Origin of the sequence: Chondromyces apiculatus DSM 436, assembly GCF_000601485.1 — a bacterium.
Taxonomy (GTDB): Bacteria; Myxococcota_A; Polyangia; order Polyangiales; family Polyangiaceae; genus Chondromyces; species Chondromyces apiculatus.
In genome coordinates this window covers 1-821 of sequence record NZ_ASRX01000172.1, presented here as the reverse complement: position 1 = coordinate 821, position 821 = coordinate 1, and the positions used below count along the sequence as shown (strand labels likewise).

General features: G+C 64.2%; 1 protein-coding gene. It reads left to right on the top strand.

From position 1 onward, the window contains the following. Nucleotides 1–102 precede the first annotated feature (102 nt). Nucleotides 103–821: hypothetical protein (locus CAP_RS43305; RefSeq protein ID WP_231512045.1), on the top strand; the 719-nt coding region annotated here is incomplete at its 3' end.

Here is an 821-nt window from a genome sequence, read left to right as displayed (position 1 = left end):
GGCGGTGATGGTGGTCACGGGGGAGGAGGAGGGGAGCCATGCCTCCTGACGACGGGAGAGGGCGACCTTGTGGCGCGCTACTTCATCGACCATCTCGATGGGATGAACGGGGTTGTGCCAAGCACGCTGAGCGCGGTTCCAGCCGCGGAGCTGGACTTGACGGTCACCCCACAGAGCGGCGACCCGCAGATGGTCGAGGCAGTCGGACACTGGGGGCTGGAGTGGACCGCACTTTCTGGGGATGCGCTTGCGGTGTGCAGCCTCCAGGGCACCGGAGCTTTCGCGGCGCTCCAGGGGACGACGACAGTCACCTTTGAACTGGTGGTGCTCGTGAAAGGCACGAACGCTTCAAAAGCGTCAGAGTTGATCAGCATCGGTGACCTGTTGAGTCCAGAGGGCGATAAACTGAGCTTGATCGTGGGCGGCGCGCTGGGTTCAGGGGTCGTGGGTGCGTACTTGAACAAGACGGCAGAGGCTGAACTCGCAGGCGCGTGGGCGGCAGATCTGTCGAGCCGGCAGGTGGTGCATCTCGTGCTGGAAACCGCGAAACCAGTGGCCGACCGAATCCGGCTGTACGTGGACGGCACACGGGCCACTGAAGCCAATGTGTCACCTAACTTCACCGTGACGCTGCCTGAAGAGGGTGAGGGGCTGGCGCTGCAGGACAGCGGCGCGGATGCCCTATCGCTCGGGAACAGCGCCGCTGCTGGGGCCTCTCTGAAGGGAGTGATCCATTACGGCGCCGTGTACAGGAGTGCCTTGGAGGACACGCAGATCTCCTCGCACGCCTGCGCGCTCCGACAGAATGACGACTCCCCACC